The organism is Stenotrophomonas sp. PA-6-5C (genome assembly GCF_021605635.1).
Lineage (GTDB): Bacteria > Pseudomonadota > Gammaproteobacteria > Xanthomonadales > Xanthomonadaceae > Stenotrophomonas > Stenotrophomonas lactitubi.
In genome coordinates this window covers 45,130-67,083 of record NZ_WKEE01000016.1, presented here as the reverse complement: position 1 = coordinate 67,083, position 21,954 = coordinate 45,130, and the positions used below count along the sequence as shown (strand labels likewise).

Annotated in this window: 14 protein-coding genes; 5 read left to right on the top strand and 9 right to left on the bottom strand. The window is 66.5% G+C overall.

Annotated features, from left to right (window positions below; all coding sequences use genetic code 11):
- Positions 1-23: 23 nt before the first annotated feature.
- Both GIW57_RS09300 and waaA read right to left on the bottom strand, forming a co-directional pair.
- Entirely contained in the window at positions 24-1,346 is a 1,323-nt protein-coding gene (locus tag GIW57_RS09300) for an amino acid transporter (RefSeq protein WP_236510209.1), read from the bottom strand.
- 226 nt (positions 1,347-1,572) lie between these two features.
- Positions 1,573-2,871, bottom strand: coding sequence for a lipid IV(A) 3-deoxy-D-manno-octulosonic acid transferase (gene waaA / locus GIW57_RS09295; RefSeq protein WP_100553503.1), 1,299 nt, complete (start codon positions 2,869-2,871; stop codon positions 1,573-1,575).
- A gap of 60 nt (positions 2,872-2,931) precedes the next feature.
- Here waaA and GIW57_RS09290 point away from each other — a divergent pair, with 60 nt between their 5' ends.
- The gene (locus GIW57_RS09290) at positions 2,932-3,849 is read left to right on the top strand and encodes an LpxL/LpxP family Kdo(2)-lipid IV(A) lauroyl/palmitoleoyl acyltransferase (RefSeq protein WP_100462684.1); all 918 of its coding nucleotides are present in this window, start codon (positions 2,932-2,934) and stop codon (positions 3,847-3,849) included.
- A gap of 232 nt (positions 3,850-4,081) precedes the next feature.
- On the opposite strand, the gene GIW57_RS09285 is transcribed toward GIW57_RS09290, so the two are convergent.
- The 4 genes from GIW57_RS09285 to GIW57_RS09270 form a co-directional block, all read right to left on the bottom strand.
- Complete coding sequence (locus GIW57_RS09285; RefSeq protein ID WP_236510206.1) at positions 4,082-4,531, bottom strand: transposase; 450 nt, start codon at positions 4,529-4,531, stop codon at positions 4,082-4,084.
- Positions 4,532-4,695: 164 nt separating this feature from the next.
- Positions 4,696-6,027: an O-antigen ligase gene (locus GIW57_RS09280; protein WP_100462682.1), complete on the bottom strand. Its 1,332-nt coding sequence runs from the start codon at positions 6,025-6,027 to the stop codon at positions 4,696-4,698.
- Positions 6,008-7,123, bottom strand: coding sequence for a glycosyltransferase (locus GIW57_RS09275; protein ID WP_236510203.1), 1,116 nt, complete (start codon positions 7,121-7,123; stop codon positions 6,008-6,010). Before GIW57_RS09275 ends, GIW57_RS09280 begins: the two co-directional genes overlap by 20 nt.
- A gap of 15 nt (positions 7,124-7,138) precedes the next feature.
- Positions 7,139-7,336 carry a zinc-finger domain-containing protein gene (locus GIW57_RS09270; protein ID WP_025874129.1) on the bottom strand — a complete coding sequence of 66 codons (198 nt, stop codon included), beginning with the start codon at positions 7,334-7,336 and terminating at the stop codon, positions 7,139-7,141.
- 438 nt (positions 7,337-7,774) lie between these two features.
- Between GIW57_RS09270 and GIW57_RS09265 the strand changes: the two genes are divergently transcribed.
- Together GIW57_RS09265 and GIW57_RS09260 are read left to right on the top strand one after the other, a co-directional pair.
- Positions 7,775-11,119 (top strand): GH92 family glycosyl hydrolase, encoded by a 3,345-nt coding sequence (locus tag GIW57_RS09265; protein WP_236510200.1) that lies wholly within the window; start codon positions 7,775-7,777, stop codon positions 11,117-11,119.
- Entirely contained in the window at positions 11,116-11,871 is a 756-nt protein-coding gene (locus GIW57_RS09260) for a basic secretory family protein (protein WP_236510196.1), read from the top strand. Before GIW57_RS09265 ends, GIW57_RS09260 begins: the two co-directional genes overlap by 4 nt.
- A 395-nt stretch (positions 11,872-12,266) precedes the next feature.
- On the opposite strand, the gene GIW57_RS09255 is transcribed toward GIW57_RS09260, so the two are convergent.
- A complete protein-coding gene (locus GIW57_RS09255; protein WP_236510193.1) occupies positions 12,267-14,558 on the bottom strand; it encodes an NADP-dependent malic enzyme in 2,292 nt (763 codons plus the stop codon).
- A 229-nt stretch (positions 14,559-14,787) separates the two neighbouring features.
- Positions 14,788-16,143 (bottom strand): dicarboxylate/amino acid:cation symporter, encoded by a 1,356-nt coding sequence (locus tag GIW57_RS09250; protein WP_236510191.1) that lies wholly within the window; start codon positions 16,141-16,143, stop codon positions 14,788-14,790.
- 330 nt (positions 16,144-16,473) lie between these two features.
- Here GIW57_RS09250 and GIW57_RS09245 point away from each other — a divergent pair, with 330 nt between their 5' ends.
- Together GIW57_RS09245 and GIW57_RS09240 are read left to right on the top strand one after the other, a co-directional pair.
- Positions 16,474-17,643 (top strand): porin, encoded by a 1,170-nt coding sequence (locus GIW57_RS09245; RefSeq protein ID WP_236510188.1) that lies wholly within the window; start codon positions 16,474-16,476, stop codon positions 17,641-17,643.
- A 68-nt stretch (positions 17,644-17,711) separates the two neighbouring features.
- Positions 17,712-20,363 carry a PAS-domain containing protein gene (locus GIW57_RS09240; protein WP_236510185.1) on the top strand — a complete coding sequence of 884 codons (2,652 nt, stop codon included), beginning with the start codon at positions 17,712-17,714 and terminating at the stop codon, positions 20,361-20,363.
- A 920-nt stretch (positions 20,364-21,283) separates the two neighbouring features.
- On the opposite strand, the gene GIW57_RS09235 is transcribed toward GIW57_RS09240, so the two are convergent.
- Complete coding sequence (locus GIW57_RS09235) at positions 21,284-21,940, bottom strand: response regulator transcription factor (RefSeq protein ID WP_099820992.1); 657 nt, start codon at positions 21,938-21,940, stop codon at positions 21,284-21,286.
- Between the last annotated feature and the right edge of the window lie 14 nt (positions 21,941-21,954).

Below are 21,954 nucleotides of genomic sequence, written 5' to 3'. Positions count from 1 at the left end.
GATGGCTGGCGCCGCGCGCGGTGCTAGCGCGAGCGCCCCGCGTGTCGACGCATCAGGGCGCCTGCCAGCACGACCGCCAGCACCATCAGCACCGGTACGAACAAGCGGGACGTGACGGCCGGCAACAGGCATAGTGCGGTCGCTACCGGTGCGAGCAGCATCGGAATGAGCCGCCGTTCGCCGGCTGCCTCCCGCGCCTGCCATTGGCTGCGGGCAACGCCGAGGCATACGGCGGCCAGAACCAGCAGGCCTGCAGGCCCCGGCAGCTGTGGGAGCCAGCCCTCCGGCATCGACAGCGCCAGAGCGACGGCGAGCGCAGTCAGCGCAATCGTCACCCGCAGATGCGCATCGGTGCCGGCATCGCCGGGTTCCGGCGGCCAGACCTCCACCCCCAACCGCGCGGCCAACAGCAGCGATACCAACTGCAGGGCCGCCAGCCCCGCGCCGCCCGCCAACGGCAACAGTGGCAGCAACCATTGCAGCTGCGGCACACCCTGCAATGCCACCGACAGCGGTCGCGTGCTGGCCAGCGCAGAAAATTCGACCAGACCGGACTGCAGCGCAGCCACTACCATCAGCCACAGCATCGCCATCAGCACCGCTGCGCCGGCGGCTCTGGAAACCTGCGAACGAGGCTGCGGCACCCTGCCGGCAAACCCGGCCAGCAGGCCTGCGCCGAGCAGCACACCTAGCAATGCCACGCCAGCTGCAAGCACGCCGCCCAGCCCGAAGCGATAGGGCGCGGTAGCCGATGGCAGCCACGGAATCCAATGCGCGTAGTGCACATGGCGCGCGGCCAGCAACAACAGCAGCAGGCCAGCGCCCAGCTTCACCGTCAGCAGTGCACTGGCCAACAGCAGCACGCGCGGCATCCGCAGCACTGCAGTGGCGGCCCCCAGCAGCAACACCATGATCGAAGCCGCCAGCGGCAATGGCACCCACTGCGCGGGAGCCGCATCGATGACCTCAGCGGCTGCGTACAGATGGCGCGCCATCGATTGCGCCAGGCCTGCGGTGGTCGCCGCCAGTTCCAGCAGCAGGGCAATCACCAGTACATCCGCGAACAGCTTGCCCCAGGCGGCGCGCAGCAGACCATGCAGACCCGAAGGACTCGGCAGACGCCGCATCGCCAGACGAAGGCAATACAGCATCGGCACCGCACCCAGCGCCGCCAGCAACAGGCTGAGAACAATGGCGGGCCCCGCCTGCGCCGCCGTGTACTGGCCGACCAGGGCGACAACGCTGCCACCCATCAGCAGGGTCAGTGCCACCACCAGCAGATGGTCGCTGCCCAGCCCTCCGGTCTTCGCGCTGTTGTGCAGCACGTCTCCGTTGTCGCCGATCATTCAAAGCTCCCTTGATGTCGTCCAAGCGTGGTCGACAGCAGGCTGCAGCCTGACGGGGAGAAGCGAAATCGGAATTGGCGGCGCAGTCATCGTGATGTGACAGCCTGCACGCAGTGGACGACGGGAGCGGTCCGGCTACGACAGATTCAACAGCATCAAGCAGACGTGATGCAGGTGATCACGACAGAGTCACCTGGAAGGACGCTTAGCGGTAGCACGCGGGGGCTCAGGCCAGCGGTGGCGGCAGGTGCGGAGCCACCAGCTGCAGGGTCCGCTGCAGCGCGCCGCGACCGTTGCTGACCAGCGTGCAACCGGCGCGGGCCATGTCCTCGCGCGCCTGCGCGTCATCGAGCAGGTGCAGCAGCAGATCGCCGACCGCCTGCGCGTCCTCGCCGATCAGCAGTGCACCGGCCTCACGCATGCGCCGCGAGATCTCGGCGAAGTTGTGCAGGTGCGGGCCGGTCACCGCTGCAGTGCCCATCGCCGCAGGCTCCAGCAGGTTGTGGCCGCCGATGGCCTGCAGGCTGCCACCGACGAAGGCAACCTGGGCACAGCCGTAGAACGGCATCAATTCGCCCAGCGTGTCGATGACGAAGACATCGCTGCCGGCCCCTGGCCACTGCTGCGCGCGCCGCGTCGCCACGCTCCAGCCCTGCTCGCGGGCCAGCGCCTCCACCTTGGGAAAGCGCTCGGGATGCCGCGGCGCCCACAGCAGCAGCAGGTCCGGATGCTGCTGGCGCAGACGGCGGTGCAGGTCGATCACCGCCTGCTCTTCGCCATCATGCGTGCTGGCCGCGATCCACACCGGGCGCGTGGCCGGTACATGGGCATGGAACTGTTCGATGAACGGCTGCACGTCCGGCGTGGCGATGTCGAACTTCAGGTTGCCCAGCGCCTGCACCTGTTCCGGCGCCGCACCCAGCTGCACGAAGCGTGCGGCGTCATCCTGCGATTGTGCGGCCACGCAGGTGACCGTACGCAGCGCACGCCGGATCAGTGCTGCCAGCACCCGGTAGCCGCGCAACGACCGTGCCGACAGGCGCGCATTGAGGATGTAGACCGGAATACGACGGTCGCGGCAGCCGAACAGCATGTTCGGCCACAGCTCGGTTTCCAGGATCAGCGCCAGGCTGGGCTGGAAGTGGCCGAGGAAGCGGTTGACGCTGCCCGGCACGTCGTACGGCAGGTACACGTGGTCCAGCGCATCGCCCCACAGCGCGCGCACCCGTTCCGAGCCGGTCGGGGTGATGGTGGTGATGACCCAGCGGATGTCAGGCCGCTGCTCGCGCAGCGCATTGACCAGCGGCGCAGCGGCGTTGACCTCGCCCACCGAGACCGCATGCAGCCAGACCCGCGGCTGGCCGCTCGGCTGCGGATAGGACGCATAGCGTTCATCCCAGCGCCGGAAGTATTCACGGACCCGGAAGCCGCGCCAGACCAGGTGGTACACGGTGATCGGCAGCAGGAGGTACAGCACGGCCGAGTACAGGCCACGCAGGATCCATTCGACAGGGTCTTTACGCATGCGGCAAGGATACGGGAGCCCCCCGGGAAAGACACGCGGCCGGGTTGGTAGAATGGCGGCATGTCCGATGCCACCACCGCCGTCCGTCCGTCGCTGCGTGATCCACGCAACTGGCCGATGTTTGCCGTCATGTTCACTGCCTTCGGGATCGCCCGGCTGCCGTGGATGCTGCAGCGCGTGCTCGGCCGCGGGGTCGGCTCGATCGCCTGGCGCCTGGCCGGCAGCCGCCGCCATGCCGCCGAGGTCAACCTCAAGCTGTGCTTCCCCGAGAAGGACGAGGCCTGGCGCAAGCGCCTGGTGCGCGACAGCTTCGATGCATTGGGCGTGGGCATCTTCGAATGCGCGCGCTCCTGGTGGGGCAGCATCGACAGCATCCGCCCGCAGGTGCACATCGAAGGGCTGGAACACCTCAAGCAGATGCAGGCCGAGGGCCGCGGCGTGTTGCTGGTCTCGGGCCACTTCATGACCCTGGAGATGTGCGGCCGCCTGCTGTGCGACCACGTCGACCTGTCCGGCATGTACCGCAAGCACAAGAACCCGGTGTACGAGTGGGCGGTGAAATTCGGTCGCCTGCGCTACGCCAAGGCGATGTACGCCAACGAGGACATCCGCGCGACGGTGCGCCACCTGAAGAAGGGCGGTTTCCTCTGGTACGCCCCCGACCAGGACATGCGCGGCAAGGACACGGTGTTCGTGCCGTTCTTCGGCCACACCGCATCCACCATCACCGCGACCCACCAGCTGGCGCGGATGACCGGTTGTGCGGTCATCCCCTACTTCCATCGCCGCGAAGGCGGGAAGTACTTCCTGAAGATTGGTGCGCCGCTGGAGAACTTCCCCAGCGAAGACGTTGAGGCCGATACCGCGCGGGTCAACCAGGCCATCGAACAGATGGTGCGCGAGGCACCGGACCAGTACCTGTGGATCCATCGCCGCTTCAAGCGCCAGCCCGGTGGGCGGAGCGATTTCTACAAGTGATATGACGGGCGGTCGGGAACGCCCCATCCACGCACGGCGTGGATCTACTGATCGGCGGCTGGCTTCATCCACGCATGGCGTGGATCTACTGATCGGCGGCTGGCTTCATCCACGCATGGCGTGGATCTACTGATCGGTGACTGGCTTCATCCACGCATGGCGTGGATCTACTGATCGGCATTGCCAGTAGATCCACGCCATGCGTGGATGCTCTCCGTTCCGATGCCGGAATCTACAACGGCCAGCGACACCACGCATGCGGGTATTCCCCCAACTCGCTGGCCAGTCCAGCCCGCACCGGATTGGCCAGGATGTACATCGCCTTTTCATGAAGGGATTCATCGGTGCGCACCGCATGGTCGTGGTAGCCGTGCTGCCACAGCGGCCCTTTCTGTCCCAATTGCCGGTTCAGCAGCCGACTGCTGCGTGATTTGAGCAGTGCCATGCACTCGGCCAGCGTTCCCTTCTGCAGCTCCATCAACCAGTGCAGGTGGTCGGGCATCACCACCCAGGCGAGGCTGTGGCTGAAACCATTGCGTTCGATGAAACGCAGGGTATCGACCAGGACCGCCACGTTGGCGGCATCGGCGAACAAGGGCGCACGGCCGTGGGTCGCCGTGGTCAGTGAGTACACGTTGCCGGATCGCGAGTAACGACCGTAACGGAGTCTGGGGCTTGCCATGGGCACAGACTGCGGGTTGCGCGACCCTGCGTGCATTGGCGGACCACCTCGCGGCAGGTCGGGAAAAGCCGCGACGACGGCCAATGTTCATGGGAAAGCCCATCCACGCATGGCGTGGATCTACTGCTTCCCCGGTAGATCCACGCCATGCGTGGATACGAACATTACGCGGCGCGCGGCAGATCGTCCGGTTCGCGCGCCAGCAACGTGCCGACGAACAGCGCGGCCAGCAGCACGGTCAGGCCGCCCCAGAACGCGGAATAGAACGCCAGGTGGGTATTGAGCGGGAACACGGTAACCGCCAATGCCAGCATCGCCGGGCGTGCACGCTCGCGCGCCGCTGCCGGCGCGAATCGCCATGCACGCCATGCCTGCGCCACCGCTGCCAGCCACAGCAACAGACCCAGCACACCGGTCTCGGCAAGAATCTCGAGCACGATCTGGTGGGCGTGCAGCGCCGGCATCGTGCCCCACACCGCCGGCCCTTCATCGGCAACGCAGTGGGGATAGGCATCGCGGAAGCCACGTGCACCGACACCGTTGATCGGATGCGCTTCGATCATGCAGGCCGCCGCGCTCCAGATGCGGGTACGACCGGACAGTGCCTGTTCGACCCCGTCCTCGCCACCCTCCCAAGCCATTGCCGTGCGCGCCACACGCTCCCGCAGCTGCGGTACGCTGGCAGTCAGTACGCCCGCAGAGAGAACACCCACCAGCGCGAGCAGGCCCAACCGCTTCCACCCGAGTTGGCGCACGCCGCTGTAGACAACCACCAGGCCGAAGGTGATCCATGAGGCGCGGGAGCCGGCCAGCAGCAGCACCACGCCCACCGCCGCAGCGGCCAGCAACCAGCCCGCATTGCCGAAACGGCGTGCCACCGGCAACAACAGGAACGGCGAAAGACTGGCCAGCACCTGGCCGAATTTCAGGTTGCACGGCCCAAGTGCCCCGCTGAGACGATCGGCCAGCGCGGCTTCTGCAGCCGGGCACAATGCGTGACCGCTGATGGCCAGCTTGAGCTGCTGCAGCGACCAGAACCATGGGCTGGTGCCTGCCAGTGCCTGCACCAGCGCGTCGAGCGTCCACAGGCCGGTGATCACCGCCAGTCCGCCCAGGGTCAAGCGCCGCCGCTGCGGGGTGGCCACGGCAATCGCCACCAGCCACATGAAAGGCAGATAGCGCAGCCCGGCCGCCGCCTTGGTCCAGGACGCCGACGGGTCCACGGCATCGAAGGCCGAGAACGCCTGTGGCAACCAGTAGCCAAGGAAGAGAATCGATGTCAGCGCCCACGCTGCCGGGCTCAGCAGATGCGGTCGATGCTGCACCCGGCGGATGACCATGCGCGCCGCGGCGTACAACGCTCCCAGGCCCAGCACCGTTTCGGCGATGCCTGGCAGCGGCCAAAACGCGACGTAGGCCAGCACCCACCAGGGTGCCCAGCGGCCAGCGCGCTCGTCGCGCAGGGGCGGCGTGGCGTCAGCCAGCGAGGTCGGCATAAAGGCGGAGGGTATCGCGCTGCATGGCCTGCAGGGTAAACGGGATACGGGTCGGCAAGGACGGTGGCTGCGCCAGCAGGGCCAGCGCACGTTCACCCAGTGCCCGCGCATCGCCGAGCGGCACGGCACCACTGGGCTGCAGCTGCTGCAGCAGTTCGCCGACCCCACCATGGTCCCAGCCCAGCACCGGCCTGCCGACCGACAACGCTTCGACCACGGTACGACCAAAGGCTTCCGGCTTGTCTGACAGCTGCAGCACCAGATCGCTGGCGGCGTAGGCCTGGGCGATGCGCGCAGTCGGCGTGCTGATGTGCACGGCCCCGGTCACGCCAAGCGCGTCTGCCTGCCTGCGCAGCTCTGCCACATAGGCTTCGCGGCCAGGCTCGTCGGTGCCCAGCATCCACAGCTGCGCCGGCACGCCCGCTGCACGGACATCGGCCAGCAACTGCAGCGCGTGGGTGTGGCCTTTCAGCCGGGTGCCGCGACCGGGCAGCAGCAACAGCGGTCCATCGACCTGGGCCAGCCAGGGATAGTCCGCCGCCAGCGCCAGCCGGGGCCGCCGATCGGCGCGGGCCACACGCGGGAACTGGCTGACATCCACCCCACGCGGGATCACCTGCAGCCTGTCGCGGGCCACCGTCGGGTAATGCGTGTGCACGTAGTCGCGCACGCTGTTGGATACACAGATCACGCGTTCGCCGCTGGTCATCACCGCGCTGTAGCGGCCGGGCGAATTCAGCCCATGCACGGTAGTGACCCAATGCGGGCGCTGCGCCGGCTGCATCGCACGGATCGCGTACAGCCCCAGCCACGCCGGCAGGCGCGAACGGGCATGGACGATGTCGGCGCCCACTTCGGTGAACAGGCGACGCAGGGTCGGCAGATGGCGCAGCGTCAGCAGCGACTTGCGGCCGATATCCAGGGTCAGGTGCTCGGCACCGCTGTCGAGCAGCGGCTGCACCAGGCGACCGCCGGCCGACACCACCAGCGCGCGATGGCCGGCAGCGACCAGGGCCGCGGCGATTTCAAGGGTCGAGCGCTCGACACCGCCGGAGTGCAGCGCCGGCAGCAACTGCACCACGGTCAATCGGCGCATCGAGGGGGCGGCCGCTTAGTCGGCCAGCACGAACACGGCGCCGCAGTAAGCACACTGCGCTTGCCCGTTGGGTTCGTCTTCGATCGGCAGGTACACCCGCGGATGCGAGTTCCACAGCGCCATTTCCGGAGTCGGGCAGCTCAGCGGCAGATCGCTGCGGTGCACGGTGTAGCGCTTTTCGGCGTTGGCGGGCGCGGTGGCGGTATGGCTCATGGCGGATGTCGATGAACGGATTGCGAGGCCTGCGATTCTAGCATCTGGGCCCGGCAAACACCGTGCGCTGCGTGGCCGCTGCGCGCGGCGGCCAGCTTCACCCCCACGCCGTGGCCCCGCCATGCAACCGCCCTGCCCGCTCCCCGGCGGCGGTGCCGAGTCACGGCGGCAGGAAATTCCTCATGCGCACCAGTCAGTTCCGTGCAGAACCGGTCTTCGTTCGAATTTCCCGCATTTGGATCGAACTAAATGGCACTTGTCAGGGCGCTGCCAGCTGTTGCAGCATCGGGTCCGATCCATTCCTGACCCGATCGCATGGCCCGCCCCCCACCGGACCTGCATCGCCTCCCGACTGCCCTGGGGCAGGCGGGGCGATGCTGTCCGTGGTGTTCGCCGATGCGGGTTCTGCCTGCCGCCTGCCCTACCGGGAGACCCTGCATGACCCTGTCCGATCCACGCCGCGCCCTGCTTCCGCTCGCCCTGGCCCTGGCCTGTGCGACCACTGCGACACCGGTGCTGGCGCAAGGGCTGCAGACCTCCTTCGAGCCGGGCGAGCCGGCACCGGCCAGATCCGCTGGCGCGCTGTCCGTTGACGTCGGCAGCGGCCCTGGCGCGCCGTACGCGGCCAAGCGCAACGTCGGCTACAGCGGCCTGCATGCGTTGCACTACAGCGCCAATGGCGGCCAAGCGCGCCACGAACTGTTCAAGACCGATCTGTCCATCGACACCGACACCACGCTGTCCTGGCTGGTACTGCCGGAGATCGTCGGCAAGGACACCGTGGCCTCCACCTATGTGTCTCTGGACCTGCTGCTGGACGATGGCAGCCGCGTATCCGCCAGTGGTGCGCGCGACCAGCACGGCGTGGCGCTGGGCGCACAGGCGCAGGGCGACTCGAAGACGCTGTATCCGCAGCAGTGGGCGCGCAAGGCGGTGCGCCTGGGCGATGTGCCCGCGTTGAAGGGCCGCCGCGTGATCGCCATCGAGCTCGAGGTGGCCAGCGCCGATGGCGCCCCCGTGTCGGGCTGGATCGACGACGTGCGCCTGGACGTGCAGCCACGGCAGGCACCGCAGCGTGTCTCCGACTGGGTGCTGACCACGCGCGGCACCCAGGCCAACGGCACCTTCTCACGTGGCAACAACTTCCCGGCCACCGCTGTACCCCACGGCTTCAACTTCTGGACGCCGGTGACCGATGCCGGCGCACTGAACTGGCTGTACCGCTGGAACGAGCAGAACGATGCGAAGAACCGGCCGCAGCTGCAGGCGCTCGCCCTGAGCCACCAGCCCAGCCCGTGGATGGGCGACCGCCAGACCTTCCAGGTGATGCCCTCCACCACGCGCGGTGTACCTGAAGCGGACCGCAGCAAGCGGGCGTTGTCCTTCGACCGCGCACAGGAAAGCGCGCGCCCGTATCGCTACGACGTGCGCTTCGACAACGGCATCGCCGCGTCCATCGCCCCAACCGACCATGCCGCGCTGTTCCGCTTCGATTTCCCCGCAGGCGGCGACGCCAACCTGCTGTTCGACAACGTCGATGCGCGCGGTGGGCTGACCCTCGACGCCGCCACGCAGACGTTGTCCGGCTACACCGATACCCGCAGCGGCCTGTCCAACGGCGCCACCCGCATGTATGTGGTGGCCAGCTTCGACAAGCCGTGGCGCAGCAGCGGCCAGATCGATACCGGCCGCCCGACCGGCTACATCAAGTTCGACGCAGGCAGCGAGCGCCGGGTGACGATGCGCATCGCCACCTCGCTGATCTCCGTCGAACAGGCGCGCCACAACCTGGCGCTGGAAATCGCCGCAGCCGATACGCTGGAAAGTGTGGCCGGGCGTGCACAGGATGCGTGGGATACGCGCTTGGCCCGCTTCGATATCGGCAACGCCAGCGACGACCAGAAGACCACGCTGTACTCCAGCCTGTACCGGCTGTACCTGTACCCCAATTCCGGCCACGAGAATGCGGGCACCGCCGCCGCTCCCGATTGGCGCTATGCCAGCCAGGCCAGCGCCGTCGATGACAACACCGACGGCAGCGCGACGCGCAGCTTCGCACCGGTGCGCGACGGCAAGGTCTTCGTCAACAACGGCTTCTGGGACACGTTCCGCACCACCTGGCCGGCGTATGCGCTGTTCACCCCGGATGATGCCGGGCAACTGGTACAGGGCTTCATCGAGCAGTACCGCGCCGGTGGCTGGATCGCGCGCTGGTCCTCGCCCGGCTACGCAGACCTGATGGTCGGCACCAGCTCGGACGTGGCCTTCGCCGATGCGTGGCTGAAGGGCATCGGTGGCTTCGATCCCGAAGAGGCCTATGCCGCAGCACTGAAGAACGCCACCGTGGTGCCTCCGGATCGCCATGTCGGCCGCAAGGGCATGGAGCGTTCGACGTTCCGCGGCTATGCCAGCGCCGACGTGCATGAAGGCATGTCGTGGACGATGGAAGGTGCGCTCAATGACTTCGGCATCGCCAACATGGCCGAGGCGCTGGCCAAGCGCGCGACGACATCGTCCGCGCGCGAACGCTACGCGACCGAAGCCGACTACTTCCGCTACCGCGCCGCCAGCTACGCGACGATGTTCGATCCGGCCGCCGGTTTCTTCCAGGGCCGCAAGCCCGATGGCAGCTGGCGCCTGGATGCCAAGGATTACGACCCGCGCGTGTGGGGCCACGACTACACCGAATCCAATGGCTGGACGTTCGCCTTCACCGCCGCGCACGATGGCGAAGGCCTGGCCGCGCTGTACGGTAGCCGCGACAAGCTGGCCGCCAAGCTCGACACCTTCTTCGCCACGCCGGAAACCGCCGACGCCGCGTTCGCCGGCTCCTACGGCGGCACCATCCACGAGATGACCGAAGCGCGCGATGTGCGCATGGGCATGTACGCGCACAGCAACCAGCCGGCACACCACATCCCGTGGATGTACCTGTATGCCGGACAGCCGTGGAAGACCCAGCAGCATGTGCGCGAGATCCTGTCGCGGCTGTACGTCGGCAGCGAGATCGGCCAGGGTTATCCGGGCGACGAGGACAACGGCGAGACCTCGGCGTGGTACGTGCTGGCCTCGCTGGGCCTGTATCCGCTGCGCATGGGCGCGCCGGAATACGCGATTGGTTCGCCGGCGTTCCAGCATGCCCGCGTCGAGCTGCAGGGCGGCGCGGTATTGACCGTCAATGCAGCGCAGAATTCGCGTGAGAACGTGTATGTGCAGTCGCTGAAGATCAACGGCAAGCCGTGGACGAAGACCTGGGTGCCGCACGAGGTGATCGCCAAGGGTGCGACCCTGGACTTCGTGATGGGCCCGCAGCCGTCACGCTGGGGCAGCGGCGTGGATGATGTGCCGCGCTCGCTGACCGCGCGTGGCCAGCGACCGCACCTGCTGCACGATCTTCTGGGCAGCGGCGCGCAGGTAACGCTGGCCGACGGTCGCGCCCTGCCCGCGCTGGTGGACGACGATGCCACGACGGCGGTGCCGCTGGGTGGTGGCGCGACCATCGCGCTGAGCCACGTGGGCGATGGCGCACCAACGATGTACACGCTGACCAGCGGCGATGGCGCTATCCGTGGTGGCGAATGGACGCTGGAAGCACGTACCGGCAACGGACGCTGGGTAACGCTGGACCAGCGACGTGGAGAAGATTTCACCTCGGCCCGGCAGACCCGCCCGTTCCGTATCGCTTCGCCGTCACGCTACGCCGAGTACCGTCTGCGCCTGGCTGCGCCGGGGCGCCTGCAGCTGGCCGAAATCGAGCTGTTGTCACCCTCTCCCCTGCAATGACGTCCATGCACCTACGTGTTCTCCCCCTCGTTCTTGCTGCCCTTGTATTTCCAGGTCTCAGCCAGGCACAACCGCAGACCCAGGCCTTTGATGGCCAGGTCAGCCGTGACGGGGTAACGCTGTATTACCAGGATGCTGCCGGCGCGCTGGCCGCGCCGGTGCGCAAGCGCATCATCGATACGTTCTACTTCGCCTACCTGCGCGAGCGTGCGGACTTCCGCCCGACCGCGCCGAACGAAGTGCGCATCGTGATCGATCCGGCGTACACCGGCGTCGCTTTCGTCGGCGACAAGGACAAGGCCAGCACCATCACCATCAATCCGGGCTGGCTGGCCCAGCACCCGGATGACATCGATCTGGTGACCCACGAAGCAATGCACATCGTGCAGGGCTATCCCAGCTACGGTGACAAGCGCGTGCCGGGCTGGCTGGTGGAAGGCATCGCCGACTACGCGCGCGACCGCTACGGGATGAACAACGTCGCCGCCGGCTGGGCGTTGCCGGAAAAGCTGAGCGCAGGCCAGACGGTGGAAAGCGGCTATCGGGTGACCGGTGCCTTCCTGAAGTGGGCCGAAGTGGCGCATCCGGGATTGGTGCTGGCACTGGACAAGGATCTGCGCGACGGGCGCTATGCACCCGCGCTGTGGCAGAAGCACACCGGCAAGACCCTGCCGGCGTTGTGGGCGGAGTACGCCAAACCGCGCTCCCCCGCCCCTGCGCCGCCGCCCGCAGGAATCGCAGAGCGGCGGTAAGTTCGACGTTGCGGGGCAATGCCCCGGCCTTCAACGCGACTGCACGAAGCCGGCGTACAGCGCGAACAACTGCTGGAAATACCGCTTGCTCACTCGACTGCGCATGACACTGCTCCGCCCATGGAAAGTTGGTCGGGCCCAAGGTGGGAAGGCCGGTCCGGTCCCTTCCCACGGCCAGGCCGCGTGGGCGTATTGGGCCGCAGCGAGGTTGCAGGGCGATTACCGGGCGGCTGCAGTTCTCCGGTAGCGCCGGGCCACGCCTGGCGGAATGCGAGAAGCGCCGCGCTGTGCGCTCGCCGGGCATGGCCCGGCGCTACCCGATCCGGTTTCCGCGTTGCGGAAACAGAAACGCGCCCCGTGGGGCGCGTTTCTGCAGATCGCTTCGGAACGAAGGCTTACGCCTTCTTTTCCGCTTCGATCTGTTTGCGGATCTGCGCATCGACTGCGGCAATCGCGGTCATGTTCAGGATCCGGCGCGAGGTCGCGCTGGTCGTCAGGATGTGCACCGGCTTGTTGACGCCCATCAGGATCGGACCAATCGCCACGCCATCGGTGAACACGCGCACCAGGTTGTAGGCGATGTTGGCCGCTTCCAGGTTCGGCAGCACGAACAGGTTGGCACGGCCCTGCAGGGTCGAGCCCGGCAGCAGCTTCTGGCGCAGGGCTTCATCCCACGCGGTGTCGCCCTGCATTTCGCCGTCCACGTTCAGACGCGGGTTGCGCTTGAGCAGCAGCTCGCGCACCTGGCGCATCTTCAGCGCATCCTTCGAATCGTGGCTGCCGAAGTTGGAGTGCGACAGCAGTGCCACCTTCGGCTCGACACCGAACAGCTTCATGCGGTACGCCGCCTGCAGGGTCGCTTCGCACAGCTGCTCTGCGGTCGGGTCTTCCTGCACGTGGGTGTCGACGAAGAAGAACACGCCCTGCTGGTTGATCACGCCGGTCATCGCCGAGGTCGAGGTGACCTTCGATTCCAGCGGCAGCACGCTGCGCACGTAACCCAGCTTCTTGTGGAAGCGGCCGACGATGCCGGTCAGCATCGCATCGGCTTCGCCACGGGCGACCATCACGGCGGCGATCAGGGTCGGGCGCGAACGCATCAGGTTCTTGGCGGCGGCCACGGTGACGCCACGACGGCCGGTCAGGCCGTGGTAGTACTGCCAGTATTCGTTGAAGCGCGGGTCGTCATTGATGTTGGTGACTTCAATGTTCTCGCCGATCTTCAGGCGCAGGCCGAGGCGCTCGATGCGCGATTCGATCACTTCCGGGCGACCGATCAGGATCGGATGTGCCAGGCCGTCATCGACCACGTTCTGCACCGCCTGCAGCACCACTTCCTCTTCGCCTTCGGCATACACCACGCGCTGCTTGTCGCTGCGCGCGCGATCGTAGACCGGCTTCATCATCAGGCTGGTGCGGTAGACGAACTGCGACAGCTTCTGCCGGTAGACTTCCATGTCGGCGATCGGACGGGCGGCCACGCCCGAATCCATCGCGGCCTGGGCCACGGCAGCCGACAGCTCCACCAGCAGGCGGCGGTCGAACGGACGCGGAATCAGGTACTCGCGGCCGAAGCTCGGGGTTTCACCGCCATAGGCCGAGCCCATGTCGGTGGCAGCACGACGGGCCAGCGCGGCGATAGCACGCACGCAGGCGATCTTCATTTCCTCGTTGATCGCGGTCGCGCCGACGTCCAGCGCACCGCGGAACAGGTACGGGAAGCACAGCACGTTGTTGACCTGGTTCGGGTAGTCCGAACGGCCGGTACCGATGATCGCGTCCGGACGCGCAGCGCGCACCAGTTCCGGCATGATTTCCGGGGTCGGGTTGGCCAGGGCGAAGATCACCGGATCCGGCGCCATCGTCTTGACCATCTCGGCGGTCAGGATGCCCGGTGCCGACAGGCCCAGGAAGATGTCCGCGCCGTCGACGATCTCGGCCAGGGTGCGCTTGTCGGTGTCGCGCGCATAGCGCTGCTTCTCCGGGTCCAGGTCGGTACGGCCGGTGTGGATCACGCCTTCGCGGTCGAAGGCCAGGATGTTCTCCGGCTTCAGGCCCAGCTGCACCAGCATGTTCACGCAGGAAATGCCGGCCGCGCCCATGCCCGTGGTCGCCAGCTTCACTTCTTCGATCTTCTTGCCGGTGATCGCCATGGCGTTCAGCACCGCGGCACCGACGATGATCGCCGTGCCGTGCTGGTCGTCATGGAACACCGGGATCTTCATGCGCTCGCGCAGCTTGCGCTCGACGATGAAGCACTCCGGTGCCTTGATGTCTTCCAGGTTGATGCCGCCGAAGGTCGGCTCCAGCGAGGCGATGATGTCGACCAGCTTGTCCGGGTCGTTCTCGTCCACTTCGATGTCGAACACATCGATGCCGGCGAACTTCTGGAACAGCACGCCCTTGCCTTCCATCACCGGCTTGCCGGCCAGTGCGCCGATGTTGCCCAGGCCCAGCACCGCGGTGCCGTTGGAGATCACCGCCACCAGGTTGCCGCGGGCGGTCAGCTCGCTGGCCTGCTGCGGATCGGCCTTGATCGCTTCACAGGCGTACGCCACGCCCGGCGAATACGCCAGCGACAGGTCGCGCTGGGTCAGCATGGGCTTGGTAGCGGAAACCTTGATCTTGCCGGGCGGAGACATCCGGTGGTAATCGAGGGCGGCCTGTTTGAAATCTTCGTTGGACATCGATGTGGGTTACATGAATGGGCAGAAGGGACAGGGGATCATACCCCCGTTGGAGCGGTCGGACCTGTCGCTATGCTGTCGCAGTGATGCTGCGACCGCACAATTCCATGGCGTATGCGACGTTATCAGAGCACAGCTTCGGCGCGGGCGATGACAGCCGTGGGACGCCTCGAAACGCTGCGGGGCCGTGCCACTGTCGTGACCGGCCCCGCAGTACCACACACCCGGATCAGCCCTTGGCGGGCAGCGCCTCGGCCATTGCCAGCGGCACGGCATCGACCGGCGGCGGCAGTTCGCTTTCGCGACCATCCAGCGCCAGCTTCAGGCGGTCGCGGTCCAGCGCGCCTTCCCAGCGCGACACCACCACCGTGGCCACCGCGTTGCCGATGAAGTTGGTCAACGAGCGGCACTCGCTCATGAAGCGGTCCACGCCCAGGATCAGCGCCATGCCGGCCACCGGCACTTCCGGCACCACCGCCAGGGTGGCGGCCAGGGTGATGAAACCGGCACCGGTGACGCCGGCCGCGCCCTTGGAGCTGAGCATCGCCACCAGCAGCAGCGCGATCTGGTGGCCCAGGGTCAGTTCAGTGTTGGTGGCCTGGGCGATGAACAGCGCGGCCAGGGTCATGTAGATGTTGGTGCCGTCCAGGTTGAACGAGTAGCCAGTGGGAACCACCAGGCCGACCACCGACTTGCTGCAGCCGGCACGCTCCATCTTCTCCATCAGCGATGGCAGCGCCGACTCCGACGACGAGGTGCCCAGCACCAGCAGCAGCTCGGCCTTCAGGTAACGGGCCAGCTTGAACACCGAGAAGCCACACAGGCGGCAGACCACACCCAGGATCACCGCAACGAACAGGAACGCGGTGAGGTAGAACGAGCCGACCAGCCAGGCCAGGTTGACCAGCGAGCCGACGCCGTACTTGCCGATGGTGAAGGCGATGGCGCCGAAGGCACCGATCGGCGCGGCCTTCATCAGGATATGCACCAGCTTGAACACCGGCGCGACCAGCGCTTCCAGGAAGTTCTGGATCGGCTTGCCTTTCTCGCCCACCGAGGCCAGCGCGATGCCGAACAGCACCGCCACGAACAGCACCTGCAGGATGTTGCCGTCGACGAAGGCACTGAGCAGCGTCTTCGGGATGATGTCCATCAGGAAGCCGACCAGGGTCAGGTCGTGCGACTTCTCGACGTAGCTGTGTACCGCGGTCTGGTCCAGCTCGGCCGGGTTGATGTTCATGCCGGCGCCGGGCTGCACCACGTGCGCCACGATCATGCCGACGATCAGCGCCAGCGTGGAGAAGAACAGGAAATACGCCATCGCCTTGGCGAACACCCGGCCCACCGTGCGCAGATGGGTCATGCCGGCGATGCCGGTGACGATGGTCAGGAAGATCACCGGCGCGATGATCATCTTCACCAGGTTGATGAAGGCATCGCCGAGCGGCTTCATCTTCTCGCCGATCAGCGGCTCGTAGTGGCCGAGGACAGCGCCCAGGACGATCGCCACGATCACCTGGAAATACAGCTGGCGGTAGAGCGGCAACGGATTGCTGGGCACCGGTGCAGCGGTCGGGATGTGCATGGCGGACTCCGGAAGGGGCGTTTTCAGGCACGTACGGCCCCGGTAGTGCACGGGAACCGTTACCGTGGAAACTGATCGCAAGCCCCTGGATTGCAGGCATTGGGGTGCGACCAATGGACGCCTTTGTACGCGCCACGCACCGCCGCGCAGATAACCTATTGGTACTAGCCCCCCGGTTCAGGTGGCTGCGCTGCCTACACTGGCGCCGCACCGCTGATCGCGGGGATGCCGGTGGCCCGACCTGAACGGCCGGGCGCGTCATTGCGAAAGTTCCGGCCATTGCGGCCGTTGTTGTCCTGTCCACACGCAATCTGAGAGAGCCGCACCATCATGCGCCCGATTCCCACCTTGCTCGCCCTTTCCCTGGCGGCGCTTCCCGCCTTCGCTTCGGCTGCCGATTTCGACAACTGGCCGACCAAGTACACCTTCGGCGACGGCACCGAACTGGCCGCTACCGCCAACATCGCCTACGACTACAACGACTTCTCGTCCGCCAGCGGCATCGAGGATGACGACGCGGTGCGCCGCAAGGAATTCGGCGCGACCCTGAAAAAGAAGGGCGTGTACGACGCGATGGTCTACTACGACTTCCAGGCCGACACCTGGCTGGACGTGTTCGTGCGCTTCGAGAGCAAGGCGTTCTTCGGCCGCGATGTCGGCCGCTTCCGCTTCGGCTACATGAAGACCCCGGTCGGCCTGGATGCCAACACCTCCTCGCGTGCCGGCAGCTTCCTGGAGACCGCGCTGCCCGTGCAGGCGTTCTACGCAGGCCGCCGTACCGGTGTGGAATGGGTGCTGGAGCGTCCGCAGTACCTGCTGCAGGCCGGCGCCTATGGCGGCAAGGACCTGCAGGGCGACAACCCCGGCACCACCCAGGCGGTACGTGCGGTGTGGACGCCGGTGAAGGCACCGGGCGATGTGATCCACCTGGGCCTGGCCTATTCGCAGGAAAACCCGCGCGGTTACCACGATGGCCGCGACGTCCACCACGAAGCCAGCGCGCGCCTGCGCGCCCGTCCGGAAGCCGGCCTGACCGACATCCGTCTTGTCGATTCGGGCGCACTGGTCACTGCCGACCAGATCCGCCGCACCGGCCTGGAAGGTATCTGGATCCGCGGTCCGTTCTCGCTGCAGGCCGAAGCGCTGCAGGCCACCGTCACCCGCAATGATGGCAAGCCCGACTACACCGGCCACGGCCAGTACGCGATGGCCAGCTGGGTGCTGACCGGCGAATCGCGCCCGTACAACGCCGGCGCCGTTGCCAACATCAAGCCGGCGCACGACTACGGTGCGGTGGAACTGGTGGCCCGCTACAGTCGCCTGGACCTGGACGACGGCAGCATCTTCGGCGGCCGCCAGCACGACCTGACCCTGGGCGCGAACTGGTACCTGACCAGCCACTTCAAGTTCCAGGCCAACTACGTGAAGGTCGACGCCAGCCGTCGCGGCGTGCACAGCACCCCGGAGATCTTCGAACTTCGCGCGCAGATGCACTTCTGATCCCTTCCACGTGTCAGATCCCGGCGGGCGTGTACACCGCGCCCGCCGGCCCTGCGTAGACTGCCGCCATGTACTGGCTCAGCCGCCACCGCCTGCAGTTGCTGACCGTTCTGGTGATGGTGGCCGGCACCGTGCTGTGCGCGGTCGCCGCCGGCCACTACGCCTGGCGTCGCGCCCTCGGCACGGAAAGCGCACAGGTGCAGCGCCAGCTGCAGCTGTATGGCCAGGGGCTGCAACAGCGCATCGACCGGTTCGGCACCCTGCCGCAGGTGATGGCGCTGGACCCGGACCTGCAGCACGCACTGCGGGTACCGCCCTCGCCCGCCGAGCGGCAACGCCTGAACCTGAAACTGCAGCGCGCCAACCAGGTCACCCGCACCTCGACGCTGACCCTGGTCGGCCGCGATGGCGTGGCCGTCGCCGCCAGCAATTGGGACCAGCCGACCAGCAACGTCGGCGAGGATTACAGCTACCGCCCCTACTACCAGCAAGCACTGGCTCATGGCCGTGGTCGTTTCTACGGCATCGGCATGACCACCGGTGTGCCCGGCTATTTCATGTCCGAAGCCATCCTGGATGCCGACAGCCAGCGCATCGGCGTGATCGTGATCAAGATCGAGCTGTCCGCGCTGGAACAGGAATGGTTGAACAGCCCGGACGTGGTGCTGACCAGCGACAACCACGACGTGGTGTTCCTGGCCAACCGCGATGCCTGGCGCTACCGCCTGCTGCGCCCGCTCGGCGCGGAGGAACGCAACGAAATGCGCGCGGCGCGGCAGTATGCCGATCGCTCGCTGCAACCGTTGCGCGTGCGCACCGAAGATGTGCTGGCCGATGGCGGCCGCATGGTCCGCCTGCTCGACCCGCCACTGCCGCAGGCAATGCTGTGGCAGACCCTGGCGCTGCCCGACGAAGACTGGAGCCTGCATCTGCTGCATGACGCGAGCGCCGCCACCAGCGCTGGCCGGGGCGCGGCCGTGGCTGGCGCCGCCGCATGGCTGGCGCTGGGATTCCTGGTGTTGTTCGTGCAACAACGGCGCCGCCTGTCCAAGCATCGCCAGCGCAGCCGCCGCGAACTGGAAACCCTGCTCAAACAGCACGCACAGGAGCTGCGCACCGCCCAGGATGGCCTGCTGGAAGCCGCCACCGACGCCGACGTTGGCTTGAGCCGCAGCCTTGAACATCTGCCACAGGGCGTGGTGGTGATCGACAAGGAGCAGCGTCTGGTGGCGTGGAACTCGCGCTATCTGGAGCTGTTCCGTTTCCCGGCGGGGCTGGTGCGGGTCGGCCGCCCGATCGAAGAGCTGTTCCGCTTCAACGCACGTCGTGGCCTGTTGGGCCCCGGCCCGATCGACGAGGCCATCGAACGCCGCCTGACCCACCTGCGCAGCGGTCGCCCGCACATGCGTGAGAGCGAGAAGGACGACGGCACGGTGCTGGAGATCCGTGGCAACCCGCTGCCCGATGGTGGCTTCGTCACCAGCTATGCCGACATCACCAGCTACAAGAACGCTGCACGCGAACTGCGCTCGCTGGCCGATGCGCTGGAACACCGGGTGGCCGAGCGCACGCAGGATCTGGACGAAGCCCGCCGCGAAGCCGAGCAGGCCAACCGTTACAAGACCCGCTTTGTCGCCTCGGCGGTGCACGACCTGCTGCAGCCGCTGAACGCCGCACGCATGTTCGTGTCGGTGCTGCGCGGCAAGCTCAGTGACCCCGCACAGCAGCAGACCAGCGACCATATCGACGCCGCGCTGGCGGCGCAGGACGCGATCCTAAACAGTCTGTTGGATATCTCGCGGCTGGAGTCGGGATCGTTGCAGGTCCGCGTGCGCGCTTTTGCGCTTTCGCCTTTACTGGAAACCCTGGCGCGCGAGTTCGGCATCGCCGCACAGAGCCGTGGCCTGCAGCTTGACTGGGTTGACACCCGCGCGGTTGTGGTCAGCGACGAAGCGCTGCTGCGGCGCATCCTGCAGAACTTCCTGTCCAATGCGCTGCGCTACACGCCACGTGGACGCGTGCTGATCGGCTGCCGGCGCGCAGGTGACCAGCTGCGCATCGAGGTGCATGACCAGGGCCCGGGCATTCCGGAAAGTCTGCAGGGTGAGATCTTCGAAGAATTCCGCCGCCTGAACGACGGCGTGGAGCAGGAACGTGGCGCCGGCCTGGGCCTGGCCATCGTCGAGCGCATCGGCCGCCTGCTCGGCCACCGCATCAGCCTGCGTTCCACGCTGGGCAAGGGCAGCGTATTCGCCGTCAGCGTGGCACTCGGGCGCGCCGACGAGGTGATTGCACCGCCGGCGGCGCCGGTCATCGCGACCGAGCCGTCTGATGACAGCCCACTGCGCCAATGTCACGTATGGAGCATCGATGATGACCCGCATGTCTGCGCGGCGACCCGTGCCCTGCTGGAACGCTGGGGCTGCAATGTGGAACTTGCCGACGGCCCGCAGGGCGCGGTGGAAATCGCCAGCGCGTTGAACGTGCCGCAGCTGTTGCTGCTGGACGTGCGCATGGGGCAGTGGCACGGACCGGACCTGTATGAAGCGCTGTGCACGCTATGGCAAGCGCGGCCGCCGGTGATCCTGGTGACCGCCGAGCGCGATGATGCGCTGAAGGCGCATGCTGCCGAGAACGGCTGGGGCTTCCTGCTCAAGCCCGTGCGGCCACCGGCGCTGCGTGCGTTGATGACGCAGTTGCTGTTGCGACATCGCGGGTAAAGTTGCTGCACCATGCGGGGACCATCGGCCGCTCTTTGAGACGAGGCTGAAAAGCGATCGCCCCCATGGATAGAGGATGGGCATAGTCTGAACAGCAGACGAGCCATTGCCCTACTTACCACCGTTGCTGAAGATCAGAAAATTGCATGACCGGGCCAATCGGCCAGCCAGACCAGAGGCATTGATCGTGCCCGTTTCTCCCGTACCTCCTGCATTCACAAGATATTTCAGCCCGATCGTGGCGACGCTTCTCGGCCTTTGCTGCAGCGGATGCATCGATGGAAAATCATCGAAAGAAGATGGGAATCAACAGACAACTACAGAAAAAAGCAGCATCAGCCAGCGTCATCCAGACACAACAGAATCAGCCAACCCGCGTGGCCGCACCATATCGAATCAACGCATTTCGGCGTCGGCCAGGAATAGTACGGAACGCACATCCGAGTACCTTCAGGTCGAGTCTGGATTCATGCAGAACAGAGGCATCTCAAGCCAGACTGCTGAAGACCTTCTGCGGTCCAGCCGTAGTACCTATGAAGCAATCGATCGCATGACCATCGACGCAGCATCCAGCCCGGATGCGCAGGACCTGGCCAGGCACTATCGATCGTCTCTCATGCGCGCAATGGATCAGAACGCCGTTCTTGAGCGCCTTACGTGCGGCCTGAGCATATGCATTGGAATCGCTCGAGCCCGAAGCAATGCCGATCACCAGGCATGGGGCCAGAGGCTGGCGTCAGACCGATCGTCTCCCACATACAGCTACGCGGAAGTATCTGAGGGTATCGGTGCGGGATACGAGAACAGATTCATGTTCTCTACCGATCCGGAACTGAATTCAATCAACGGAAACTGATCGAGGAAGCGGAACAGAATCAACAACGACCTGATACACGGGTCAATTCAATGTCCTGCCGCGATCAGCCATCCATCCCAGCGCGCGCATCACCTTCGGGCTCCAGCGCCTTCACCAACACTGCCGCTTGGGTGCGGCTGTGGCATTCAAGCTTCTTCAGGATCGCGGTGACGTGCACCTTCACCGTGTTCTCGGCCAACCCCAGCTCATAGGCAATCTGCTTGTTGAGCAGGCCGTCGGCCAGGCACAGCAGCACCCGGAACTGCTGCGGCGTGAGCTGCGCCAAACGGCTGGCCAGCAGCGCGTCGGCCTCGGAACGCTCGGCGGCCATCGCCGGGAACCACAGGCCACCATCGAGTACCGCCTGCACCGCCTCGCCGATGGTTTCGGCCGGGGCCGACTTCGGGATGAATCCGGCGGCGCCGAACTGCTGCGCGCGGCGGATCACCCGGGGATGATCGTTGGAGGACAGGATCACCACCGGGATGTCCGGGTGCGAGCCGCGTACGTGCAGCAGCGCGGAGAAACCATGCGCGCCCGGCATGGTCAGGTCCAGCAGCACCAGATCCACATCGGGCTGCGCATCCAGCGCCGCAGCCAGTGCTTCGGCGCTGGCGACCTCGCGCACCTGCGCCAGCGGCAGGCTCTGCCGCAATGACTGCACCACCGCCGAACGCAGCAGCGGGTGGTCGTCAGCGATCAGGATGGTGTATTCGCTCATGCGCCCATTGTACG